This window comes from Streptomyces sp. NPDC002276 (assembly GCF_053891435.1).
Window position 1 is genome coordinate 548,089 of the sequence record NZ_JBSFCQ010000003.1, and the last position, 18,687, is coordinate 566,775.

At 70.9% G+C, this 18,687-nt stretch carries 19 protein-coding genes; 12 read left to right on the top strand and 7 right to left on the bottom strand.

Features of this window, described 5'->3' with window-relative positions:
• Position 1 precedes the first annotated feature (1 nt).
• Entirely contained in the window at positions 2-598 is a 597-nt protein-coding gene (locus ACWIHT_RS11260; RefSeq protein ID WP_456166791.1) for a cysteine hydrolase family protein, read from the top strand.
• Here ACWIHT_RS11260 and ACWIHT_RS11265 read toward each other — a convergent pair.
• The 4 genes from ACWIHT_RS11265 to ACWIHT_RS11280 form a co-directional block, all read right to left on the bottom strand.
• A complete protein-coding gene (locus tag ACWIHT_RS11265) occupies positions 572-1,531 on the bottom strand; it encodes an RNA polymerase sigma factor (protein WP_456166793.1) in 960 nt (319 codons plus the stop codon). The two genes, ACWIHT_RS11260 and ACWIHT_RS11265, sit on opposite strands and share 27 nt — an antisense overlap.
• 119 nt (positions 1,532-1,650) lie before the next feature.
• Positions 1,651-3,045: a carotenoid oxygenase family protein gene (locus ACWIHT_RS11270; protein ID WP_456166795.1), complete on the bottom strand. Its 1,395-nt coding sequence runs from the start codon at positions 3,043-3,045 to the stop codon at positions 1,651-1,653.
• A 148-nt stretch (positions 3,046-3,193) separates the two neighbouring features.
• Complete coding sequence (locus ACWIHT_RS11275; RefSeq protein ID WP_456166797.1) at positions 3,194-3,886, bottom strand: alpha/beta fold hydrolase; 693 nt, start codon at positions 3,884-3,886, stop codon at positions 3,194-3,196.
• A gap of 49 nt (positions 3,887-3,935) precedes the next feature.
• Positions 3,936-4,523: a hypothetical protein gene (locus tag ACWIHT_RS11280; protein ID WP_456166799.1), complete on the bottom strand. Its 588-nt coding sequence runs from the start codon at positions 4,521-4,523 to the stop codon at positions 3,936-3,938.
• A 165-nt stretch (positions 4,524-4,688) separates the two neighbouring features.
• On the opposite strand from ACWIHT_RS11280, the gene ACWIHT_RS11285 reads away from it, so the two are divergent.
• Both ACWIHT_RS11285 and ACWIHT_RS11290 read left to right on the top strand, forming a co-directional pair.
• A complete protein-coding gene (locus tag ACWIHT_RS11285) occupies positions 4,689-5,372 on the top strand; it encodes a DUF998 domain-containing protein (protein ID WP_456166801.1) in 684 nt (227 codons plus the stop codon).
• Positions 5,369-6,028 (top strand): TetR/AcrR family transcriptional regulator, encoded by a 660-nt coding sequence (locus ACWIHT_RS11290; protein WP_456166803.1) that lies wholly within the window; start codon positions 5,369-5,371, stop codon positions 6,026-6,028. The genes ACWIHT_RS11285 and ACWIHT_RS11290 overlap by 4 nt, the downstream gene beginning before the upstream one ends.
• A 9-nt stretch (positions 6,029-6,037) precedes the next feature.
• Here ACWIHT_RS11290 and ACWIHT_RS11295 read toward each other — a convergent pair whose 3' ends face one another.
• Positions 6,038-7,285: an ROK family protein gene (locus tag ACWIHT_RS11295; RefSeq protein WP_456166805.1), complete on the bottom strand. Its 1,248-nt coding sequence runs from the start codon at positions 7,283-7,285 to the stop codon at positions 6,038-6,040.
• Between the two features lie 272 nt (positions 7,286-7,557).
• Between ACWIHT_RS11295 and ACWIHT_RS11300 the strand changes: the two genes are divergently transcribed.
• From ACWIHT_RS11300 to ACWIHT_RS11335, 8 genes are all read left to right on the top strand, one after another.
• Positions 7,558-7,776: a hypothetical protein gene (locus ACWIHT_RS11300; RefSeq protein WP_456166807.1), complete on the top strand. Its 219-nt coding sequence runs from the start codon at positions 7,558-7,560 to the stop codon at positions 7,774-7,776.
• A 193-nt stretch (positions 7,777-7,969) separates the two neighbouring features.
• A complete protein-coding gene (locus ACWIHT_RS11305; RefSeq protein WP_456166809.1) occupies positions 7,970-9,073 on the top strand; it encodes a Gfo/Idh/MocA family protein in 1,104 nt (367 codons plus the stop codon).
• A gap of 38 nt (positions 9,074-9,111) precedes the next feature.
• Complete coding sequence (locus tag ACWIHT_RS11310; protein WP_456166811.1) at positions 9,112-9,999, top strand: sugar phosphate isomerase/epimerase family protein; 888 nt, start codon at positions 9,112-9,114, stop codon at positions 9,997-9,999.
• Between the two features lie 31 nt (positions 10,000-10,030).
• Positions 10,031-11,149: an NADP-dependent oxidoreductase gene (locus ACWIHT_RS11315; protein WP_456166813.1), complete on the top strand. Its 1,119-nt coding sequence runs from the start codon at positions 10,031-10,033 to the stop codon at positions 11,147-11,149.
• 82 nt (positions 11,150-11,231) lie between these two features.
• Entirely contained in the window at positions 11,232-12,797 is a 1,566-nt protein-coding gene (locus tag ACWIHT_RS11320) for an ABC transporter substrate-binding protein (RefSeq protein ID WP_456166815.1), read from the top strand.
• Complete coding sequence (locus tag ACWIHT_RS11325) at positions 12,794-13,744, top strand: ABC transporter permease (RefSeq protein ID WP_456166817.1); 951 nt, start codon at positions 12,794-12,796, stop codon at positions 13,742-13,744. The genes ACWIHT_RS11320 and ACWIHT_RS11325 overlap by 4 nt, the downstream gene beginning before the upstream one ends.
• Positions 13,744-14,613, top strand: a complete 870-nt coding sequence (locus tag ACWIHT_RS11330; RefSeq protein ID WP_456166819.1) for an ABC transporter permease — start codon at positions 13,744-13,746, stop codon at positions 14,611-14,613. The genes ACWIHT_RS11325 and ACWIHT_RS11330 overlap by 1 nt, the downstream gene beginning before the upstream one ends.
• Positions 14,610-16,697 (top strand): ABC transporter ATP-binding protein, encoded by a 2,088-nt coding sequence (locus ACWIHT_RS11335; RefSeq protein WP_456166821.1) that lies wholly within the window; start codon positions 14,610-14,612, stop codon positions 16,695-16,697. Before ACWIHT_RS11330 ends, ACWIHT_RS11335 begins: the two co-directional genes overlap by 4 nt.
• Before the next feature lie 57 nt (positions 16,698-16,754).
• Here the strand turns inward: ACWIHT_RS11335 and ACWIHT_RS11340 are convergent, their stop codons facing one another.
• A complete protein-coding gene (locus ACWIHT_RS11340) occupies positions 16,755-17,498 on the bottom strand; it encodes an SDR family NAD(P)-dependent oxidoreductase (RefSeq protein ID WP_456166823.1) in 744 nt (247 codons plus the stop codon).
• Positions 17,499-17,554: 56 nt separating this feature from the next.
• Entirely contained in the window at positions 17,555-18,085 is a 531-nt protein-coding gene (locus ACWIHT_RS11345; RefSeq protein ID WP_456166825.1) for a DUF6790 family protein, read from the bottom strand.
• Between the two features lie 56 nt (positions 18,086-18,141).
• On the opposite strand from ACWIHT_RS11345, the gene ACWIHT_RS11350 reads away from it, so the two are divergent.
• Positions 18,142-18,576, top strand: a complete 435-nt coding sequence (locus ACWIHT_RS11350) for a MarR family winged helix-turn-helix transcriptional regulator (protein ID WP_456166827.1) — start codon at positions 18,142-18,144, stop codon at positions 18,574-18,576.
• The last annotated feature ends 111 nt before the right edge of the window (positions 18,577-18,687 follow it).

Sequence of the window (18,687 nt, forward strand, 5' to 3'; positions counted from 1 at the left end):
CGTGAGCACCACCCCCCTCCCCACGATCGACCCCGCGCGGACCGCGCTGCTGGTCATGGACTTCCAGAACGGGATCGTCCCCGCCGCGCCCGACTCCGACGCCCTCGTCGAGCGGGTCAAGGACTCCATCGCCGACGTCCGCGCGGCCGGTGGCACCATCGGGTACGTCCGCGTCGCCTTCACCGAGGACGACTGGGCGGCCGTCCCCGAGCACAACCCGACCTTCGGCGGCGTCGCCGGGGCGAAGATGCTGCACCACGAGGACGCCTCGACGCAGATCGACGAGCGCCTCGCCCCCGAGGACGGCGACGTCGTCGTCCGCAAGATCCGCTACGGCTCCGGCTCGACGACCGATCTCCACGAGCAGTTGGGCGAGCGGGGCATCGACACCCTGGTGCTCGCCGGGATCAGCACCAGCGGTGTCGTCCTGTCCACCGTCATGGACGCCGCCGACCGCGACTACCGCGTCCTCGTCCTGTCCGACGGCGTCGCCGACCCCGACGCCGAGACCCACCGGCTGCTGGTCGAGAAGGTGTTCCCGTCCCGCGCCCGGGTCATCGACACGGCGGCGCTACGAGGGCTGCTGGCCGCCGCCTGACGGCTTCCCCGGGAAGACCACCCGGAGCTTCCGCACCCGCCCGTCCTGCCGGAACATCAGCCAGGCGAGGCTGGGCGGGCAGGGGTTGGAGATCCCGGCGGGGTTGACGGCCTCCATCTCCCAGATGGCGATGTCACGGCTGGCCACGACATGGCGCAGATGCTGGGTCACGCCCTTGGTGCGGGTCTCCCGCATGGCCGGGAAGGGATGGACGCGTCCGCCCTCCTTGTTGAGGACACCGACCAGTTCGGTCTCGGCCGGCCACAACTCCAGGATCTCGCCGGGTAGTTGACCGCGCATCGCGCCGTCCAGCGTGACCTCGGCCTCCTGTCGGCTGTCCTCGGTGATCGCGGCGGCGTCCTCGTGGCCCTGCGTCCGGGTGGACAGCAGCACCTTGGCCATCTTCGCCCTGGCCTGGTTGAGCCGGCTGCGCACGGTGCCGACCGGCACCTCGCAGGCCTCGGCGATCTCCTGGTACGAGGTGATCCCGCTGAAGTGCCGCAGCATCAGCACCAGCCGCTGCTGCTGCGGCAGTTCCTCCACCGCGTCCCAGATCCAGTCCCGCATCGCGTGCTGCTCGATCAGCCGCTCCGGGTGCGAGGGCCCGTCGTCCCGCGACCGCGACTGCTCCAGCCCGTCGAGCCCGGGAAACTCCCGGTTGGCCCGCAGCCGCATCCGCGCGGAGTTCCGTACGATCGCCCGCAGCCACGCCCCCACGGCAGCGGGCTCCCGCACGTCCCCGATGCGCCGCAGCGCGGTCAACGCGGCGTCCTGTACGGCGTCCTCGGCGTCGGGGCCGTAGCCGAGCAGGCTCAACGCGACCGCGCGCATGGGCGCCTGATGGCGTGTCAGCAGAAGTCCCAGGGCGCCGGTGTCGCCCGCCTGGGCCCTGCGGGTGAGTTCCTCGTCCGTGGGGTGGTTGAGGGGCACCATGAGTCCGAAGCCTCCATGACGACGCATCGCGAACGGTGTGCTGCCAGGGCCTCGTGCATCGGGTCGAGGGGCCCCTGCCGAGGAAGATACGCCGGAGCGGCTCCTCGGCAAGGGCGTTCTCACTCCTCGGACCGGGTGCCGGTCTCGGGCAGCCAGCTGCCGTGGAAGCCGGACGGGACCGGGTACGGCAGTTCGACGACCGCCTGCACCGAGAGGTCCGCGGCGTCGAGGACGAGGAGTTCGCCCGCCGCGCCGTCGTCGTCCGAGAGGAGCGACAGGAGCCAGCCCTCGTCCTCGGCGGTGCCGTCGGCCGCCGGTACAAAGACGGCCTCGCCGGAGTAGCGGCTGCCGGGCGTCTTGTGGACGTCGTCGGTCCCGCGCGCGAGGTCGTGCTTGGCGATGCCGTCGCCGTTGACCGTGTAGAGGTAGCGGTTCGGGCGCCCGGTGAGGGTCTCGTTGTGGGTGGGGAACTCGGCCTCGCGGTCGTCGAGTTGGGACTCGGCAACCTTGCCGGCCGCCGGGTCGAGGATCCACCGGTACAGCACGGACGGCGCCTGGGTGTGACCCGGTTCCCGCACTCCGACCTGGCCGGTCGGCACGCCGGGGGCACCTGAACCGCCGGGTCCGCCGATGTCGCCCCAGACCTTCCGGAACCCGGCGTCGTCGTAGCGCACCGCGTCCAGCACCACCCGCCCCTGCGCGTCCTCGTAGGCGTTGCCCACGTGGAAGACGTAGCAGGGGTCGACGTCGAACCAGCGCACCTCGGTGACGCCGGGCTCGCGCGACATGATCCCGATCCGGGCTCCGTAGGCCTCGGCCCACCGGTAGGGCATGCCACCGCGTCCCGCCAGTTCGGCGTCGAAGACCACGGGCAGGTCCATCCACACGATGTGGTGCTCGGTGATCGCGAAGTCGTGCATCATCGTCGGGCCCGGCACGTCGATCGGCCGGCTGTCGAGCAGTTCGCCCTCCGGGGTGACCCGGTGGTAGGTGAGGTAGGGCGGCGCGAACCCGGTCCCGAACAGGTGGAGTTCACCGGTGACCGGGTCCTCCTTGGGGTGCGCGGTCATCGCGGTGGTGAGTTTCCCTCCGAAGTCGTACGGCCCGATGGTGTCCAGCTCCGGGGTGACCCAGTAGGGCAGGCCGACCTCGCACAGCGCGAGCACGGTGTCGGCGTGCCGGATGACATGGGTGTTGGCCGGTGTCGCGGCCAGGTCGATGCTGAAGTCCTCGCGGACGAAGGGGTGGCCCTCCAACTCCCTGGTGCGGACCCACCTGTTGCGGTACCACTCGGCGCCGCCGTCGCGCAGCCGGATGCCGTGCAGCATGCCGGGGCCGGTGAACCAGTGGCCCTTGTCCTCGCCGGGCAGCGGGTTGGGGCCGTTGCGCAGATAGCGGCCGTCCAGTTCGGGCGGCAGGGTGCCGCGCACGGTGAGCCGCGCGGCGGTGTGCTCCTCGGGGACCGGGGCGAAGCGGCCCCGGAGGTACAGCGGAACGGTTGTCTCGTCGGTCATCGGTGCTTTCCTTGTCGAGCCGTGCACCCGAACCGCCTTGGTCCGGGCGGGAGTTGGCCGCGGCGGCGGACACCCGCCGGGCATCCGCCGCCGCGGTGCGACGGCCGCGCTGAGCACCGCGGCCGCCACGACTGCCTGCGCGGAGGCCTCACGCGGTGGTGCCGGTCGCCGCCTTCCCGATGAACGCGGCGACCTCGGCGGGCTTGGACACGTACACGGCGTGGCTGCCGCCGGTCTCGGCGACCGTGGCACCGGCGCGCTCGGCCATGGCCCGCTGGGCGGGCGGCGGGATCATGCGGTCGTCCGTGGCGACGAGGTAGAAGCTCGGCTTGGCGCGCCAGGCGGGCAGGGTGACCGCACCGCCCAACGCCTCCAGTCCCCACGGCACTTGGGAGTCGGCGAGGAACTCGGCGTCGGCGGCGGGCAGGTCCCCGGCGAAGGACGCGGCGAACTTCTCCCGGTCGAGGAAGAGGAACCCGTCGACGGGCGGCAGGATCGGCGGGACCGGGGCCCCGGGCGGCGGGTCGGCGATGAGGGTGTTCACGGACTCGCCCTTGTCGGGCGCGAAGGCCGCGATGTAGACGAGCGCCGACACGTTCTCGTGGTTCCCTGCCTCGGAGATCACGGCGCCGCCGTAGGAGTGTCCGACGAGTACCGTCGGGCCGTCCTGGGCGTCGAGGACCCGCTTGGTCACGGCGACGTCGTCTTCGAGGGACAGGGTCGGGTTCTGGACGACGCTCACGCGGTAGCCGTCGGCGCGGAGTGCGTCGTAGACGCCCCGCCAGCCGGATCCGTCGACGAATCCGCCGTGCACGAGGACGATGTTCTTCGCGATGCTCACAATGCGTCAACTCCTTTGTGGGTGAGTGCTTCGGTGCTGGTCCGCGGGGTCACTGAACGGCCCGCACCGGCGGTTGGGCCTGCGCCAGGGCCATGAGCCGGGCCTGGACGCGGGCGGGATAGACCTTCGTGAAGACCGCGGGGCCGACGAGCCCGACGACATGCGCGGTGATGCCCACCCACGCCGGGGCGTCCACCGCGCCGGCGACGGCCAGGCTGACGGCGATGAAGGTGAAGCCTGCTCCCCAGGCGCTGGTGATGTAGTTGTTGACCTGGAGGAACCCCGGCGTGTCCCAGTACTCGCGGGGGGTCTGCCGCTTGGCGATCCCCAGCGTGAAGGGGCTCCAGACCACCAGGCTTCCCCAGGCCGTGCCGCCCAGCCAGACGAAGGAGATGACGTCGGTGTGGTCGGCCAGCGACGAGTCCGGCCTGGCGACGGCGATCGCGCCGATCACCACGAAGTAGGCGAGGGTGCTGATCTCCAGGACCAGGGCGTCGAAGCCGACCCCGCGGCGACGGTCGTTGAGCATCATCAGCAGCCCCGTGACGAGACCGCCGAGCGCGCCCCAGCGCCAGTCGAAGGACGTCAGGACGCCGGCGACGATCCAGGGGGCGAATCCGGGCAGATAAGCCAACATTGATTGTTCCTCGGTGGAGTGCAGTGGACGCCGACTAGATGCGCGGCGGCCCTCGAAGTTCGAACCTCGCTTTGTGACGCTCGTCACGCAGCTGCCGGGCCCTAACCGGATAGATCTATCCACTTAATGTAGGGTGGTGCGCATGACCTGTCGAGAGGAGTTCTGATGTCACGCAAGAACCGGCTGCCGCTGGCGGCCGTCGTCCTGCTGCTGAACGCGGTGCAGTGGGTGGTGTCCGAGGCGGTCGCCGCGGCCGCCTGGACCTCACCGCCGTACAGCTACGCCACGAACTACATCAGCGACCTGGGCGTCCCCGACTGCGGCACGCACTACCAGGGCCGCACCATCTGCTCGCCCGATCACGCGCTGATGAACACGTCGTTCATCGTGCAGGGCGTCCTGTTCGCGACCGGCGCGATCCTGCTGGCGCTCACCCTGCTCACCGGCCGCGCGCGCCGGGTCGTCATCGCCCTCGCCGCGGCGCACGCGGTGGGCTTCCTGCTGGTCGGCCTGTTCCACGGCTCGCCGGACGGCCCGGGCTACAGCCTGGGGCTGCACGTCGGGGGCGCGGCGGTCGCCATCCTGTGCGCGAACACGATCGTGATCCTCGCGGGCTCCCTGCGCAGCCTCCAACTGCCGCGCGCCTACCGGGTGTTCAGCATCGCGGTCGGCGCCCTGGGGCTGCTGAGCGAGGCGTTCGTGGGCGCCTCCACGAGCACGGCCGGAATCTTCGAGCGGGGCGGGGTCTACTCGTGGCTGCTGTGGAGCGCCGTCACCGGCGTCTGCGTCCTGGTACGGCACCCGCGCCGACCGGTCGAGGTGAGGATGCCGGAGAATGTCCCGGCGTGAGCCCCGAAACACAACGCCCGCTGCGCGCGGACGCGGAACGGAACCGCCGCCTCATCATGACGACGGCCGACCGCCTGTTCGCCCGACGCGGGGCCGCCGTCCCCCTCAACGAGATCGCCCGCGAGGCGGGCCTCGGCGTCGGCACGGTGTACCGGCGCTTTCCGGACCTCCAGGCGCTGATCGACGCCCTGTTCACCGAGCGGTTCGCGGTGTTCCTGCACCTCGCGACCACGGCCGCCGAACAGCGGGACCCGGCCGGTGCGCTACGGCACTATCTGCTGGAGGCGGCACGGATGCGGGCCGAGGACCGCGCCCTCGAAGTCGTCCTGGCCAACGCCGACTTCACCAAGGGGACGACCGCCCGGACGCGTGACCAGCTCGGCCGGCTCGTGGACGGCTTGGTGGCCAGGGCGGTGGCGGCGGGCGCGGTCCGCGAGGACTTCGCCAGCGCCGACGTGTACGCCTTCCTGTACATGATCGGCGCCGTGGCCGACCGCACGAACGACGTGGCCCCGGACGCCTGGCGCCGCTACGCGGAGGCCCTGATGGTCGGCTTCGGCCTCGACCCGTCACCGGCCCCGCACCCGCACCCGACGGCCATGACCGACGACCAGCTCCTCGACAGCTGGCCAAAGCCTTCGGCCGGACAGGACTAGCGGACAGGACTAGCGGGCGGGTCGGTCCTCCCGGTCCTCCACCAGCAGCCGAGCGACCCCCTGGTCGCTGAACACCTCCCGCAGGGCGAGGGCGATGCCGCCGTGGAGCGCGGAGGTGCCGTCGGGGCGGGTCGTGGTGATGGTCAGCTTGCGGGTGGTCAGGGGCAGGGCGCGCTGGTAGACCACGGCGCGCACCCCGGACAGGAGGTCGTCGCGCAGGTCGCTCAGCGGGCCGCCGAGGACCAGGGTGCGGGGGTTGTACATGAGGACGAGCATGGCCGCGAGTTCGCCGATCGCGGCGGCGGCCTGGCGCAGCGCGTGCACGGCGGAGGGGTCGTTGTCGGCGATGCGCTCGGCGAGTTCGCGTTCGCCGTGCCGGGGATCGTCGTCGGTGGTCTCGGGGATGCCCAGGGTGCGCAGGACGGCCCGGTGCGAGGCGACGCCTCTGACGCAGCCGACGTTGCCGCAGGTGCACAGGGAGTCGCCGCCGTCGGCGGCCCGGATGTGGCCGACATCGCCCTCGGCGCCGTCGGCCCCCCGGTAGATCTCGCCGGAGTGGGTGACGAGTCCGGCCCCGATGCCGGCCGCGATCTTGAGGCAGAGGACCGGGGTGTCGATCTCGTCCTGGACCGCCTCGCCGAGCGCCATGAGGTTGGCGTCGTTGTCCACCAGGGCGGGGGCGCCGAAGCGCGCGCCGAGCGCCTCGGCGGCCGGGTAGGCGTCCCAGCCCGGCATACCGGTGGGGCGTACGGCGCAGCCGTGCTGGAAGTCGACGGGCCCGGGCAGCCCCATCACCACGTGCCGGACCCGGCGGGGGTCGCGCCCGGCCTTCTCCAGCAGGCCCAGCAGCCGCTCGGAGATCCGCTCCAGCACCGTTTCCGGCCCGGAGTCGAGGCGGACGTGCACGGTGTCCTCGGCGAGCAGCCGTCCGGTGAGGTCGGCGATCGCGACGCGGGAGGCCAGGGTGTCGACATCGGCGACGGCGATGGTGCCCGCGCGCGGGGAGAGCGTCAGCACCCGGGGCGGGCGGCCGCGCACCGACTCGCTGGGTTCGATCTCCTCCAGGATGCCGTGCGCGACGAGATGGGCGACCTGCTGGCCGACCGTCGAGCGGGCGAGTCCGCTGCGCCGCGCGATGTCGGCACGGCTGGTGGCCTCGCCCGAGACGACGAGATCCAGGACCCGGCGCAGACCCACGGGGACCGCGGGCAGCAGCACCGGCGCGGTCGGATGGATCCCGTCTTTATGAAACGTCACGATCTTAATTCCGCCTCCCTGAGCCCTCTCACCATCCGGCCTGGGGTGCGAGCCCGTCAACCAGGACATTCGGACCGCCGCGGTCAGGGCATTCCGCCATCTTTAGTGCGTCACAAAAACTAAAAACGGCATCTTGTCCCTCACATACGAACCAAACGATGGTGTGGGGCAACCCGGTGTTCACGCCGTGGCCGATCGGACGACAGCGGCACGAAGGCTCCCGGGCGGCTCGAAAAAGTTCGGGATTTTAGCCAGAAGAGGAATCCGAGGCAATGAGATCGGATCACTCGACGGACCACGCACTGGCGATCAAGGTCCTGTCCAGGTGCGAATCCGCCCTCCCCGGGCGGCACTTCGGCACGTCGTCCGCGCGCTCCCGCCGACTTCCCGGCAAGTCGGGCATCACGTCTGAGCTGCGTGTTTCCCTCTTCCCGCACGTCGACCGGCCGCGCCCGCACGACCGGTTACCCCTGCCCCGCACGGGCGTCTGACACCCCGTCAACTCGATTCATCACGATTCGATAACCGAGCCCTCGATGGTCCGCTCACCGGACCGCGGCTCTCGTGCCACTCGGCGGCACGGCCCTTAAATGCCGAACAACCCGGCCGGAACCGGTCACTTCCGCGACCCCCGACCCCGGACCCGCTCGCTCGTTCCGCTCTCTCCCCGGAGGAACCCACGGCATGGTCAAGCACCCGCACCGCATCGGCATCCTGGGCAGCGGCAACATCTTCGGCCGGTATGTGACCGGCCTGGCCCGCTGGCCGGAACTGCGGATCGTCCGCGTCGGCGACATCGACACGGCCCGCGCCAAACAGGCCGCGGCCGAGCACGACATCGCGGCCTGGGGCGACGACGCGGAGCTCTACGCCGACGACACGGTGGACATCCTCGTCAACCTCACCCCGCCCGTGCACCACGCCCGTACCGTCGTCGCCGCCCTGGAGGCCGGCAAGCACGTCTACGTCGAGAAGCCCCTCGCCACCACCGTCGAGGAGGGCCGAACCGTGCTGGCCGCGGCGGCAAGCAGCGGGCGGATCCTCGGGGCGGCGCCGGACACCTTCCTGGGCAGCGCGAGCCAGACGCTGCGCAAGGCGATCGACTCGGGGGCGATCGGCACCCCGATCGGCGCCTCCGCGTTCATCGGCCACAGCAAGGCCGAGACCTGGCACCCGAACCCGGCCTTCCTGTTCCAGGAGGGCGGCGGCCCCGTGATGGACATGGGCCCGTACTACTTCGCGATCCTCGTGAACGCCCTCGGCCCGGTGCGGTCGGTCGGCGCGAGCACCCGCATCGGCGCCCCGATCCGGACCGTCACCTCGCCCGAGCGGACCGTCGACTCCGTCGAGGTCACCGTCCCCACCCACGCCGCCGCCGTCCTCACCTTCGCGTCCGGGGTCATCGGCACCACCCAGATGAGCTTCGACGTCTGGGACACCGACCTGCCCGCCATGGAGATCTACGGCACCGAGGGCACCCTCTCGCTGCCCAACCCGAACCACTTCGACGGCGACGTACGGCTGCGCCGGCACGGCGACGCCGAGTGGACGGTGCTGGAGCCGGCCGTCGAGCTGTTCGGCGCCGTCGGCACCCGCGAACAGGCCCGACGCGGCCTGGGCGTACGGGACTTGGCGACGGCGGTCGAGGGCGGGCCGCACCGCGCCAACGCGTCCTTCGCCTTCCACGTCCTCGAAGCGCTCTGCGCGGTGGAGGACTCCTCGCGCTCGGGCCGCACCGTGCGGCTGGAGAGCAGCTGCGAACGCCCCGAACCCCGTTACTCCGCCTGACAGTTCAGCCCCCGATCACCTTCTGCGAAAGGCCTCCCGTGACCATCAGCCCCGAGAAGATCGCGATCAACCCGTTGCAGTGGATCGCCACCGACGACGGCTGGATCGACCCCACCATCGCCCCGCCGCTGCCAGAACGCCTCAAGGTCATCAAGGAGTCGGGGATCAACTCCGTGCACGCGGAGGTACCGGCGGACCTCAGCACCGCCGAGTACGGTCAACTCCTCGCGGATCACGGCCTGTTGCCCGCCCCCGGCTACATCTCGGGCCCGCTGCCCCTGGACGAGGAGAGCCTGCGGGCACATCTGGAGAAGACCGACCGGATCAGCACGCAGATGGCCGAACTCGGCCTGCCCACCGTCTTCGTGGCCACCGGCATGAACAAGCAGGCGCCCCGCGTGCACCGCCCCGCGGTGGGCGCCGACGCCACTCCTGAACGGCTGGAGCGGGTGCGGGACGTGTTCGCGCGGATGGGCGAGACGACGAAGGCCAACGGCATCACCGCCGCCTTCCACCCGCACATCGGGACCTGGGCGGAGACCGAGGAGGAGACCCGCTTCATCCTCGACACCATCCCCGCGGACGTCCTGTCCTTCGGCCCCGACATCGGCCACCTCGGCTGGGCGGGCGCCGACGTCATCGGCCTGATCCGCGAGTACGGGGACCGGGTCGCCGCGATGCACGTCAAGGACTTCCACGCCGACATCGCCGCGCGCGGCCGGGCCGAGGGCTGGACCTACCAGCAGACCGTCCTCGCCGGTCTGTGGGCGGAACCCGGCCACGCCTCCGTCGACATTCCCGCCACGCTCGCCGCACTGCCCGACAGCTTCGACGGCTGGCTGGTCATCGAGGTCGACAAGGGCGCCCAGCCCACCCCCGAGGAGAGCGTGCGGCTCTGCGGCGAGTGGGCCCGACAGCAGCACTGACCGTTCCGGCACCCGGAGTTGGAGGCTCGACGTGCCCGCAGCGTACGGATTCACCGCATACGGCGGACCGCAGGTGCAGCGGTTCCTGGATCTGCCCACGCCCGTGCCGGGGCCCGGCGAACTCCTCGTCGAGGTGCGGGCCGCCGGGGTCAACCCGGTGGACTGGAAGGTGCGTTCGGGGATGCACCGCACCTTCCTGCACCTCGACCTGCCGGCCGTGCTCGGACGGGAGGCCGCGGGCACGGTCGTACAACTGGGCCCGGGCGTCGACGAGTTCGCGGTCGGCGACCCGGTGTTCGGCTCCACCGACCGGGGCTGCGGCGGCTACGCGCACCACGCGCTGCTCACCGCGCGCCGAACGGCACCGAAGCCCGCCGACATCTCCTGGACCGACGCGGCGGTCCTCCCGGTGGCCGCCGGCACCGCCCACGACGCGATCGAACAGCTCGCACCGAAGCCCGGCGAGAGCCTGCTGATACTCGGCGTCGGCGGCGGAGTCGGTGTCGTGGCCGCGCAACTCGCCCGGCAAGCCGGGGTGTTGGTCTCGGGCACGGCCGCCACGGCCAAGCGCGAGTTCGTCGAATCACTGGGCGTCACCGCCATCCCCTACGACGGCAACGACTTCAGCACCCGACTCCGCAAGACCCTGCCGGACGGGGCCGACCCGATCCCCGGGAGCGGAGACATGACCGACACCACGCAACTCGCCCAGGACGCCAGGGCGTTCGTCACCGGCACGGCCGCCACGGCCGAACGCGAGTTCGTCGAATCACTGGGCGCCACCGCCATCCCCTACGACGGCAACGACTTCAGCACCCGACTCCGCAAGACCCTGCCGGACGGGGCCGACGTGATCCTCGATCTCGTGGGTGGGGACGCGCTGCGGAGCGTCGTGCCGGTGATGTCACTCGGCTGCCGGATCCTCACGGTGGCCGACGCCGAGACGGCGGCCCGGTTCGGGGCCCGCCCGTTGTCGCGCGAGAGCACGACGGAATCGCTCGCCGGACTGGCCCGGCGGGTGGCGGACGGACGGCTCGATCCGATGGTCCGTTCCGTCTTCCGGTTCGAGAACGCGGCTGCCGCGCTGCGTGCCGTCGAGTCCGGCCATCCCTGGGGCAAGGTGGCCCTCGACCTGTGTGGCGACCGCTGACCTGCGCCGACCGGTCGCCGACGGTGCGACCGGCCCCTCACCCAAGCTCCTTCCCACCACCCTCGCAGCACAAGGAGTTCCGATGTCACTCACCAAGCAAAGCCGGTACCGCAGACTGACCGCGGGCGTCGCCGTGGGCACCGCCCTGCTCACCTCGGCCGCGTGCAGCGCCGCCACCCAGCCCGCCGCCCAGAGTTCCGCGTCCACCGGGGCGGTGCGCGACGGAGGCACCCTCGTCGTCGCCCAGACCAGTGACGTAGACCCCGGAGGCTTCCTGAAGACCTCGGTCGGCAACATCCTCACCGAGTACCAGGTCTTCGAGACCCTCACGCTGATCGACTCCAAGACCGGCAAGCCCACCGGTGTCCTCGCCAAGTCCTGGACACTCGCGCCGGACGCCAAGAGCATCGACATCACGCTCCGCGACGACGTCACGTTCCACAGCGGAAGCAAACTGACCGCGGCCGACGTCCTGTTCACCCTGAAGAAGGCCCAGGACCCGGCGGCGGGCGCGGCCAACCAGCCGATCGCCGCGCAGATCACGTCGATGAAGGCCGAGGGCGACCACGAGCTGAAGCTCACCTTCGCCAAGCCGACGCCGAACGTCTTCGACCTCTTCGAGACGATGCCGATCGTCAACCCGGCGACCTACGCGGGCAACGCGTCCGGCAAGGTCGTCGACGGCACCGGCCGCTTCTCCTGGACGTCCTGGACGCCCGGCGGGAAGATCGTCCTCACCAAGTACGCCAAGTACCGGGACGCCAAGGACACCCATCTCGACAAGATCGAGATCAACGTCATCAACGACCCGACCGCCATCGTGTCGGCCATCCGCAGCGGTCGCGTCCAGTACGGCACCGGTATCGCCGCCCTCGACTCGCGCAGCCTGGCCCAGCAGTCCGGCTACGCCCTGGTGACCTCGGGCGGATCGGCCCTCTCCCTCGCGTTCGACGTGACGAAGGCGCCGTTCGACAACAAGACCGTGCGGCAGGCGATCCAGTACGCGATCGACCGCAACCGCATCAACCAGCAGGTGGAGGGCGGCCAGGCGACCGCGACCGACCTGCCGTGGCGGACCTCGACCGTCGGGTACGACGCGACCCAGGCGAAGCAGTACACGTACCAGCCGGACAAGGCGAAGAAGATGCTCGCGCAGGCGGGCGTGAAGAACGTGTCGCTCGATGTCGTCACCCTCAACAGCCCCGAGTCCACCGGCATCTTCCAGATCGTCAAGAACAACCTCGCCGCCGTCGGCATCACCGCCAAGGCGGTGCCGCTCGCCCCGACCGACTACGACGAGCGGATCGCCAAGCGGGACATGGGCGCGCCCGCGGTCCTGATCATGGGCAGCAACGCCCTCTCGCCCGCGTCCCAGGTCGTCAGCCGGCCCGAGTACATGGCGAGCGACAACCTGCTGAAGTTCAAGAGCGCGCAGTACACCGCGCTGGTCCAGAAGGTCACCGCCGCCACGTCGACCGAGGAGCAGAAGAGCGCGGTGCACGACTACAACGCGTACCTCCTCGACCAGGCCTTCACGGTCCCGCTGATCACCCGCCCCACGCTGACCGTGCGGACGCAGACGGTGGGCGGTATCAAGTCCACCCAGGCGGGCTTCATCGACCTCGGAACGGCCTGGTTGTCGAAATGATCGGGTATCTGCTGCGCAAGGTGCCGTCGGTGGTGTTCGTGCTCTTCGCGAGTTCCGTCGTCGCCTTCGCCCTGCCCCGGCTGGCCCCGGGTGACGTCGCCGTCACCCTGGCCGGTTCGGACCCGACCGCCGCGAACATCGCCGCCATCCGCAAGGAGCTGGGCCTGGACCGGTCGCCGGTCGTGCAGTACTGGGACTGGATCTCCGGCCTCTTCCACGGCGACCTCGGCCAGTCCTACCTGCTGCACCGCAGTGTCGCCAGCCTGATCGGCGACCGGCTGGAGAGCACCGTCGAACTGGCCGTGTTCGCGACCCTGTTGGTGGTCGTCCTCGGTACGGCGCTCGGTGTGCTGGCGGGCTCGACCCGCCGCTGGTGGGCCCGGACCGCGCTCGACCTCGGCAACAGCGTCCTGGTCGCCGTACCGTCGTTCCTCGTCGCGCTCGCGCTCATCCTCGTGTTCGGCGTCTACCACCGCTGGCTGCCGGTGAGCGGCGAGGTGAGCATGGTGCACGACCCGGCGATCGGCATCCAGTACCTGGTCCTCCCCGCGGTCGCCCTCGCGCTCTCACCGGCCGGGGGCGTGGCCCGGCTCCTCCAGACGGAGATGACCCGGGTCCGCAACGAGGACTACGTCGACCTGGCGCTGTCCAAGGGGGCCTCGCCGAAGCGGATCACGCTCCGCCATGTGCTGCGCAACAGCTTCGGGAGCGCGGTCGTAGCGATCGGTCTGGAGATCGGCACCCTGCTCGCCGGTGCCGTGGTCATGGAGTCGATCTTCAACCGCAACGGCCTCGGCCAGCTCGCCGTCTCCAGCGTGACGACCCGCGACTTCACCGTGCTCCAGGTGCTGATCCTCGGTGTGGTCTGCGTGGCGGTGCTCTGCCAGATCGTCACCGAGCTGATCCTGGCCGCGCTCGACCCCAAGATCAGGTTGGGAGACCAGTGATGACGGACGTACCCCTGTCCCTGCCGGTGCCCGCGCGCCGCCGCCTGAACCCGACCCTGGCCCGCTATCTGTCGGCGTTCCGCACCCCGCGCGGTGTCATCGGCCTCTCGATCCTCGTGCTGATGGTCCTCGCCGCGCTGCTGGCCCCCGTCCTCTTCCCCGGCGGCTACGACCACCAGGGCACGACCACCTTCGCGGGCCCCTCGGCCCAACACCTCTTCGGCACCGACGAGTTCGGCCGCGACATCTTCGTCCGCAGCGTCTACGGCCTGCGCGTCGACCTCAGCCTCATCCTCACGGCGGTGCCCCTGAGCATGGCGATCGGCACCCTCCTCGGCCTCTCCGGCGCGCTCTACGGCTGGCTCGGCGCGGGCGTGCAACGCCTGCTGGACGTGATCATCGGCTTCCCCGGGCTGATCCTCGGGGTCTGTCTGGTGGCCGTCCTGGGCGCCGGCTGGTTCGCGCTGTTCCTCACCATCCTGATCGGCGGCCTACCCAGCGCGGGCCGCCTGGCCCGCGGCGCCTGGCTCAGCCAGCAGGACCGTGAATACGTCCTCGCCGCACGGGTGTTGGGGGTCTCGCGCCGCCAACTCCTCGTCCGGCACGTGCTGCCGAACGCCATGGACGCCATCGTCGTGAACGGCGCCGTCTGGATGGTCGTCGGCGTCTACATCGAGGCGGGCCTGTCCATCGTCGGCCTCGGCGTGCAGCCGCCCACGCCCTCGCTCGGCGTGCTGCTCAACAACGGTCTGCGCTTCGTGGTCCAGTCACCCACCTACATCATCGGCCCGGCCGCGCTGCTCCTGCTGCTCGCGGTGGGCGTCAGCCTGATGTCGGACGCACTCAACGAGGCGGTGAATCGCCGATGACCCCGACGACCGACTCCCCCATGACCCAACCACCCCCGGAGGCCGTCACGGACAGGGCCGTACCGTTGCTGCGCGTCGCAGGCCTGGGCACGGAGTTCAAGCTCAGGAGCGGCGCCGTCAAAGCCGTCGACGGTGTCAGCTTCGACATCTATCCCGGTGACGTCCTCGGCATCGTCGGCGAGTCCGGCTCGGGCAAGTCCGTCACCGCGCGCTCGATCATGCGGATGCTGCGCCCGCCGGGCCAAGTCGTCGCGGGCAGCGTCGAGTTCGAGGGCGAGGACCTGCTCGCGCTCCCCGAACGCGAGATGCGGCGGCGCCGGGGCAGCAAGGTCGCGATGGTCTTCCAGGACCCGCAGGCCGCGCTGAATCCGGTCATGAAGGTCGGCGACCAGATCGTCGAGGCGATGACGGTCCACGGCGTCGACAGGAAGACCGCGCGCAGGCGGGCGGCCGAACTCCTCGACCAGGTCGGCATTCCCGACGTAACGACGAAGATCGACCAGTACCCGCACCAGTTCTCCGGCGGTATGCGCCAGCGCGTCGTCATCGCGATCGCGCTGGCCAACGACCCGGCCCTGCTCATCGCTGACGAGCCCACCACGGCCCTCGACGTGACGATCCAGGCCCAGATCCTGCGCCTGCTCGCGAGGCTCCGCACCGAACTCGGCATCGCCGTCGCGATCATCACCCACGACATGGGCGTGGTCGCCGAACTCTGCACGGACGTCGTCGTGATGTACAGCGGCCGTACGGTCGAGAAGGGCACCGTCGAGCAGGTCTTCAACCACCCGCGCCACCCCTACACGGCGGCGCTTCTCGACGCCATGCCCCGCCTCGACGACGACCTCACCGGCCGCCCGCTCCCGGCGATCCCGGGCACCCCGCCCGACCCGGCCGCGCTGCCGCCCGGCTGCGCCTTCGAACCCCGCTGCCCGTTCGCCGAGGAGGCGTGCGCGCAGGCGCCGCCTGAGCTACTGGAGATCGGGGACAGCGGCCAGACGGCGGCCTGCTTCGTGGCACAACGCGGAGTCGACGTGTCCCCGGCACGCACGGAGGTGACGACTCCCGCGCCGCCGCGCCCCGAGCCCGCCACGGACGAACTCGTCCTGGAGATCCAGGACTTGCGGGTCGACGTCGGTTCGCGCCGACGCGGCCTGTTCCACCGTGAACCGCCCGTCTACGCCGTCGACTCGGTGAGCCTGTCCGTGCGGGCGGGCCGTACCGTCGGGCTCGTCGGGGAGAGCGGCTGCGGCAAGTCGACGCTGTCGCGGGCCGTGGTCGGTATCAACCGGATCGCCGGCGGCACGGTCCGCGTCGACGGGACCGATGTCAGCGCGATGCGTGAGGAGGACCTCAAACGGGTCCGGTCGTCCGTCCAGTACGTGTTCCAGGACCCCTACGCCTCCCTCAACCCCCGGCGCACGATCCGCCAGTCCCTCACCGAGGCGCTCGGCATCCGGGGCATCGGGGGCAGTGAACTCGAAGCGGAGGCACGGGAGTTGATGGAGCAGGTGGGGCTGCGCCCCGAACTCCTCGACCGCTACCCGCACGCGTTCTCCGGCGGCCAGCGCCAACGCATCGGCATCGCAAGGGCGTTGGCCCGCCGCCCCCGCACCCTCGTCCTCGACGAACCGGTCTCCGCGCTGGACATGTCGGTCCAGGCGCAGATCATCAACCTGCTCCAGAAACTCCAGAACGAACTCGGCCTGGGCTACCTGTTCATCGCCCACGACCTCTCCGTGGTCCGCCACCTCAGTGACACGGTCGCGGTGATGTACCTCGGCCGGATCGTCGAGTACGGCGAGGTCGCGGACGTCTACGGCAACCCCCAACACCCGTACACCACCGCGCTGTTGTCGTCGTCGCCGGTGGCGAGCGCGGCGGCGCCCGAGCGGGAGCGCATCATCCTGCGCGGCGACCTGCCGAGCCCGGCGAACCCGCCCTCCGGCTGCCGCTTCCGCACCCGGTGCCCGATCGGCCCGCTCACCCACCCGGAGCGGACGATCTGCGTGGAGAGCGATCCCCAACTCACGGTGACGGCGGCGGGGCAGCGGGCCGCTTGTCACTTCGCGGGTGGCGCGTGAGGCCGTTCTCGTACAGGGCGCCGCGAAGTCGGGATACCGGCCGGGGGCTCGTCCCGCTCAGGGCAGGGGGTGTTCCCGGCTGAAGAGCTGTCCGGTCGGCCCGTCGGCGCCCAGGGTGGCGGCGCGGACGATGTCGTGGGCGCTCTCGGCCGCGGGGCGGTCGTCCGCGTCATCGGCGTCGGCGTCGGCGCGTTCGGGGTGGGTGGCGGTGTTGCCGGGGTCGACGGCGTTGACCAGGATCGGTGTGTCCGCGAGGGCGCGGGCCAGGACCCCGGTCAACGCGTTGAGCAGGTACTTGGCCATCGAGTAGGCCGGAGAGCGCAGGGGGGCGCCCAGGTCGAGTCCGGTGGCGATCTGCTGGGCGGCCAGGCTGGAGACGTTCACGATCCGGGCCGCGGGCGCGGCGGTCAGCAGCGGCAGCATCGCCTGGGTCAGGGCCCACGGTCCGACGACGGAGACGTCCAGTGCGGAGCGCACCGCGTCCATGTCGGCGTCGAGCGCGGAGAGGGTCCTGAAGTCGGGCATGGCACTTGCGTTGTTGATCAGCACGTCGAGGTGGCCGAAGGTCCGGGTGAGGTGGTCGGCCACCGCCTCCATGCCGGCCCGGTCGGACAGGTCCAGCCGTAGGGCGGTGGCCGCGCGACCGTCCTGGCGCAGGCGTTCGGCCAGTGGCTCCACGGCGGCGAGGTCGCGTGCGGTGAGCACGACGTGGTGGTCGAGTTCGGCGAGGCGGCGGGCCACGGCGAACCCGAGTCCGGCGGCGCGGCCGGCTCCGGTCACCAGGGCGGTCTTGGACGTCAAGGCGACGAGATCCTTCCAGGGGACGGGCGGTGGTGGGTGTGCTGCCGTGCTGCCGTTCAGACGAGGGCCGGTACGGCCGCCCGCTCGGTCGCGGAGAGCCGCTGCTCGCGCCGGGCGAGGACGATCATGACGGCCGGGATGAGCGCGTCGTAGACCAGGACTCCCCCGGTGTTGCCCGGGGCGTGGTCGCCGCGGGCGAACCACTGGTAGAGGTGGCCGATCACCGCGCCCCAGAGGAACATTCCGGCCCCCAGACCGATGGTGACGCGTTCCCGGGCGGTGGCCGACGACGAGGCGGCGCGCAGGCCCATGACGGCGAGCCCGAGGTTGGCGAAGGCGATCTCGAACTCGAACGGCGTCCGCCGGAAACCGATCGCGGTGGCCATGGTGTCAGGGATCGCGAGGAACGAGAAGGTCATCCACAGGCTTCCGCAGGCCAGTGCGCCGATCGCCCACCACCGCTGCCAGGTCTCCAGCCTGGCCCGCGGGGAGGGGCTGTGGCGGGTGCGGATCAGTGCGCCGGTGGCCGCGATCAGCAGCCAGAGCATGGGGAGTGCGGTCTTCGCGAGGTACGAGAAGGTGTCCATGCATCGAGTCTTGCATGGTTAATATTAACTTGGCAACATTGAGGTACGCTGCACGAATGGACGACGGACTCTCAGACCTGCTGCACCGCGTGGTCTCCCTGCTGGGCGATCTCGCCCGCCGGAACACCGACCCCGACGGCGGCCTCAGCTACAGCCAGATCAGACTGCTGGGCGCGCTCGAAGATGTGGAACCGGCCACCCAACACCGGCTCGCACAGGCCCTCGGAGTCTCCGACCCGGCGATCAGCCGCGCCCTGCGCCCCCTGGAGGAGGACGGCCTGGTCCGCGTCACCCCCGACCCGCAGCACGCGCGACGCCGCCTCGTCGAACTCACCACCACCGGCCGCGAGGCCTACCACGCCAACGGAAAACCCCTCGCCGAAACCCTCCAACGCGGCCTGCGGGAACAGGACTTCCCCTACGACCGCTACCTCGCCGACACCCTCAGACTGGCCGAGATCCTGGAATCCGCACGAGCGACCCGCCCCTGAATCGGGATCCGGCCGATCCAGCCGATCCGGTCAATCCAGCCGATCCGGCCGATCCGGCCGATCCAGCCGTCTCGGTGAACCTCCCCGTACCCCGGCCACGTGTCCGGTGCA

What these genes read in the sequence shown, in the direction of transcription:
- ACWIHT_RS11265 (WP_456166793.1), bottom strand. Translation starts at nt 1,531, where the DNA reads ATGGTGCCCCTCAACCACCCCACGGACGAGGAACTCACCCGCAGGGCC.
- ACWIHT_RS11270 (WP_456166795.1), bottom strand. Translation starts at nt 3,045, where the DNA reads ATGACCGACGAGACAACCGTTCCGCTGTACCTCCGGGGCCGCTTCGCC.
- ACWIHT_RS11280 (WP_456166799.1), bottom strand. Translation starts at nt 4,523, where the DNA reads ATGTTGGCTTATCTGCCCGGATTCGCCCCCTGGATCGTCGCCGGCGTC.
- ACWIHT_RS11285 (WP_456166801.1), top strand. Translation starts at nt 4,689, where the DNA reads ATGTCACGCAAGAACCGGCTGCCGCTGGCGGCCGTCGTCCTGCTGCTG.
- ACWIHT_RS11300 (WP_456166807.1), top strand. Translation starts at nt 7,558, where the DNA reads ATGAGATCGGATCACTCGACGGACCACGCACTGGCGATCAAGGTCCTG.
- ACWIHT_RS11305 (WP_456166809.1), top strand. Translation starts at nt 7,970, where the DNA reads ATGGTCAAGCACCCGCACCGCATCGGCATCCTGGGCAGCGGCAACATC.
- ACWIHT_RS11320 (WP_456166815.1), top strand. Translation starts at nt 11,232, where the DNA reads ATGTCACTCACCAAGCAAAGCCGGTACCGCAGACTGACCGCGGGCGTC.
- ACWIHT_RS11325 (WP_456166817.1), top strand. Translation starts at nt 12,794, where the DNA reads ATGATCGGGTATCTGCTGCGCAAGGTGCCGTCGGTGGTGTTCGTGCTC.
- ACWIHT_RS11330 (WP_456166819.1), top strand. Translation starts at nt 13,744, where the DNA reads ATGACGGACGTACCCCTGTCCCTGCCGGTGCCCGCGCGCCGCCGCCTG.
- ACWIHT_RS11335 (WP_456166821.1), top strand. Translation starts at nt 14,610, where the DNA reads ATGACCCCGACGACCGACTCCCCCATGACCCAACCACCCCCGGAGGCC.
- ACWIHT_RS11345 (WP_456166825.1), bottom strand. Translation starts at nt 18,085, where the DNA reads ATGGACACCTTCTCGTACCTCGCGAAGACCGCACTCCCCATGCTCTGG.
- ACWIHT_RS11350 (WP_456166827.1), top strand. Translation starts at nt 18,142, where the DNA reads ATGGACGACGGACTCTCAGACCTGCTGCACCGCGTGGTCTCCCTGCTG.